Source organism: Micromonospora sp. D75, assembly GCF_018070405.1.
Lineage (GTDB): Bacteria > Actinomycetota > Actinomycetes > Mycobacteriales > Micromonosporaceae > Micromonospora > Micromonospora chalcea.
This window is the reverse complement of sequence record NZ_JAGPXV010000609.1, coordinates 1-3,599: the sequence shown is the minus strand read 5'-3', so window position 1 is coordinate 3,599 and position 3,599 is coordinate 1. Positions and strand designations below refer to the sequence as shown.

Annotated in this window: 2 protein-coding genes; both read right to left on the bottom strand. The window is 76.3% G+C overall.

Annotated features, from left to right (window positions below; genetic code table 11):
* On the bottom strand, positions 1 to 831 hold an 831-nt coding region (locus tag KBX39_RS26395), incomplete at its 3' end, for a beta-ketoacyl synthase N-terminal-like domain-containing protein (RefSeq protein ID WP_210873040.1).
* Between the two features lie 43 nt (positions 832 to 874).
* Positions 875 to 3,599: type I polyketide synthase (locus tag KBX39_RS26390; RefSeq protein WP_210873038.1), on the bottom strand; the 2,725-nt coding region annotated here is incomplete at its 5' end.

The window sequence follows — 3,599 nt, the reverse complement described above, 5'->3', positions numbered from 1 at the left end:
GAGCAGCACGCCGACGCCCTCGGACCAGCCGGTGCCGTCGGCGGCGGCGGCGAACGACTTGCACCGGCCGTCGGAGGCCAGGCCCCGCTGGCGGGAGAAGTCGGCGAACGTGCCCGGGGTGGACATGACCGTCACACCGCCGGCGAGCGCGAAGTCGCAGTCCCGCTGGCGCAGCGCCTGCGTCGCGAGGTGCACGGCGACCAGCGACGACGAGCATGCCGTGTCCACAGTGACGGCCGGGCCCTCCAGCCCGAAGGTGTACGCCACCCGGCCGGACACCACGCTGCCGGAGTTGCCGGTGCCGATGTAGCCCTCGACGCCGTCGGGCAGGTCCAGCACCCGCGACGCGTAGTCGTGGTACATGACCCCGGCGAAGACGCCGGTCCGGCTGCCACGCAGCGCCTGCGGGTCGATGCCGGCGTGCTCGAACGCCTCCCAGGAGGTCTCCAGCAGCAGCCGCTGGTGCGGGTCCATCGCCAGGGCCTCACGGGGGCTGATGCCGAAGAAGCCCGGGTCGAACTGTGGCGCGTCGTAGAGGAAGCCGCCCTGGTTGCTGGTCGACGTGCCCGGGTTGTCCGGGTCGACGTTGAAGAGCCGCTCCAGGTCCCAGCCCCGGTCGGTCGGGAAGTCGCCCACCCCGTCGCCGCCCCGGTCGACGAGGTCCCACAGCTCGGCCGGGCTGGACACCCCGCCCGGGAACCGGCACGCCATGCCGATGACGGCCATCGGCTCGCGGTCCTTGGCCTCCACCTCGCGTACCCGCCGGCGCGCGTCGCGCAGGTCGGCAGTGGCACGCCGGAGGTAGTCGAGGAACTCTGCCTCAGTGGGCATCGGGCCACTCCGTATCGGGGTTCGAGGTGTGCGACATGCCGGATCAGGCCGAGCCGAACTCTTCGTCCAGCAGGCTGAAGATCTCCTCGGCGGAGGCCGACTCGAGGCTGGTGCCCTCGTCGGCGGCGGAGTCCGCACCGGCCTCGGTGTAGGTCCACAGGGAGAGCAGTTCGCGCAACCGGACGCCGACGGCGGCCCGGTCGGTGTCGCCGGTGGACACCGCGCGCATGGCGTGCTCCAGCTTGTTCAGCTCGCCGAGCACCGTCAGCGCGGACGTGCTGCGCTCCGCCAGCAGCGCGCCGCGCAGGTACTCGACGAGCGCGGCCGTGGTCGGCCGGTCGTAGATCAGCGTGGAGGGCAGCCGCAGGCCGGTGGCCGCGTTGAGCCGGTTGCGGAACTCGACAGCGGTCAGCGAGTCGAAGCCCAGCTCGACGAAGCCGCGCTCGGCGTCGATCGAGCGGATCGACGCGTAGCCGAGGACGGCCGCGGCGTGGGTCCGCACCAGGTCGGAGAGCACCTGGTCGCGGTCGGCCTCCGCCGTGGCGGCGAGGGTCTCCCGCAGCGCCTCGGCCGGGTTCCGCTCGGCGGCCCGGGCCGCGCCCGTCGCCGACGGCCGCACCAGCGACCGCAGCACCGGCGGCACCGCCGCCGGCCCGTGCCGGCCGATCAACGCGAGGTCCAGGTCGACCGGTACGACCACCGGCTCGGCGAAGCGCAGGGCCTCGCTGAACAGGTCCATGCCCTCCTCGGCGCCGAGCGGCACGAAGCCGCCCCGGTTCATCCGGGCCTCGTCGACGTGCCCGGTCTGCCCGTCGCCGGTGTCGTTGACCCACGGGCCCCAGGCCAGTGAGAGCGCCGGGAGTCCCCGGTCGTGCCGGTGCTGGGCGAGGGCGTCGAGGAAGCAGTTCGCCGCCGCGTGGTTGGCCTGCCCGGGGCCGCCGAAGAGGCCGGCCGCCGAGGAGAAGAGCACGAACGCGGCCAGGTCCAGCTTCTCGGTCAGCTCGTGCAGGTGCCAGGCCGCGTCGACCTTGGGTCGCAGCACGGTGTCGAAGCGCTCCGGGGTGAGCGCCGGCAGGACACCGTCGTCGAGCACCCCGGCGGCGTGCACCACGCCGGTCAGTGGCAGGTCGGCGGGGAGCTGGTCGACCAGCAGGGCGAGCGCCTCGCGGTCGGTGACGTCGCAGGCGGCCACCCGGACGGTGGCGCCCAGTCCGGCCAGCTCGTCGACCAGCGCGGCGACGCCCGGGGCGTCCGCTCCGCTGCGGCTGACCAGCAGCAGGTGCCGTACGTCGTGCCGGGTGACGAGCCGGCGGGCCACGAGCCGCCCGAGCAGGCCGGTCGCCCCGGTCACCAGGACGGTGCCGGCGGCCAGGTCGGGGCCGGACGCCTCGGCCGGGGGCGGTCCGAGGCGGGTCAGCCGGGGCACCCGGAGCTGCCCGGCGCGTACGGCGAGCTGGGGTTCGCCCGTGGCGAGGGCGGCCGGCAGCAGCGCTGCGGCCGGGGCGTCGTCGTCGACGTCGAGGAGCACGATCCGGTCGGGGTTCTCCGACTGGGCGGAGCGCAGCAGGCCCCAGGCGGTGGCGGCCGGCACGTCGGCGATCCGCTCGTCCGGGTCGACCCGGACCGCGCCGCGGGTGACCACCACCAGCCGGGCGGCGGTCAGGGCCTCCTCGGCGAGCCACTGCTGGGCCAGTGTGAGCATCCGGTGGGCGACCCGGTGCGCCTGGGCGGCCGGGTGCGGCTCGTCGGCGGCGGCTCCGGCGCAGGTCACCACCACCGCGTCGGGCGCGGCGGCGCCGGCGCGTACGTCGGCGACCAGCGTCGACAGGTCCGGGTGCCGGTCGGCGCCGGACCAGTCGGCGCCGAGGACGACCAGCCGGGAGGCGGTGTCCGCGCGGCCGGTGGTGGGGGCGAGCCAGTCGAGGCGGTGCAGGGACCGGCTGGCGGAGCGGCGGGCGGCGCTGAGCTGCTCGCCGGAGATGGGCCGCAGGACCAGACCGTCGACGGAGGCGACCGGGGTCGCGCCCGTGTCGGTGACGGTCAGGGCCACGGAGCCGGCGTCGGTGGCGCGCAGCCGGATCCGCAGCTCGCGGGCACGGGTGGGCCGGATGGTGACGCCCGACCAGGTGAACGGCAGGCCCGGGCGGATGCCGGGGCCGCCGTCGGTGCCCGACGCGCCGCCGGCGGGGTCGCCGGCCGGGTCGTCGGCCGTGGCGCTGGCGCCGATGGCGTGCAGCGCCGCGTCCATCAGGGCCGGGTGCACCGAGAACGCCGTGGTGTCGGTGGACGCGTCGGCGTCCAGGGCGACCTCGGCGAGGATGTCCGGGCCCGAGCGCCAGGCGGCACGCAGCGCCCGGAAGGTGGGGCCGTAGTGGTAGCCCTGGGCGGCGAGCCGGGCGTAGAGCCCGTCGAGGGCGATCGGCTCGGCGTCGGCCGGCGGCCACACGGCGGCCGGCGCGGGGTCCGGGTCGGCGGTGTCGGCGAGTTGCCCGGAGGCGTGCCGCTGCCAGGGCCGGGAACCGTCGGCCGCGGTGTCGTCGTCGCGCCGGGTGTGACTGGCGACGGGCCGGGGCCCGGTCTCGTCCGGCGGGCCGACGCGTACCCGCAGGTCGATTCCTCCCTCGGTGGGGATCGCCAGGGGCGCCTCCAGGTTCAGCTCGGCGACGGTCGCCGCGCCGGCCTGCCGGCCGGTCCAGGACGCGAGCTCCACCAGGGCCGTCCCGGGCAGCAGCACCGTGCCCAGCACGGCGTGGTCGGCGAGCCAGGGG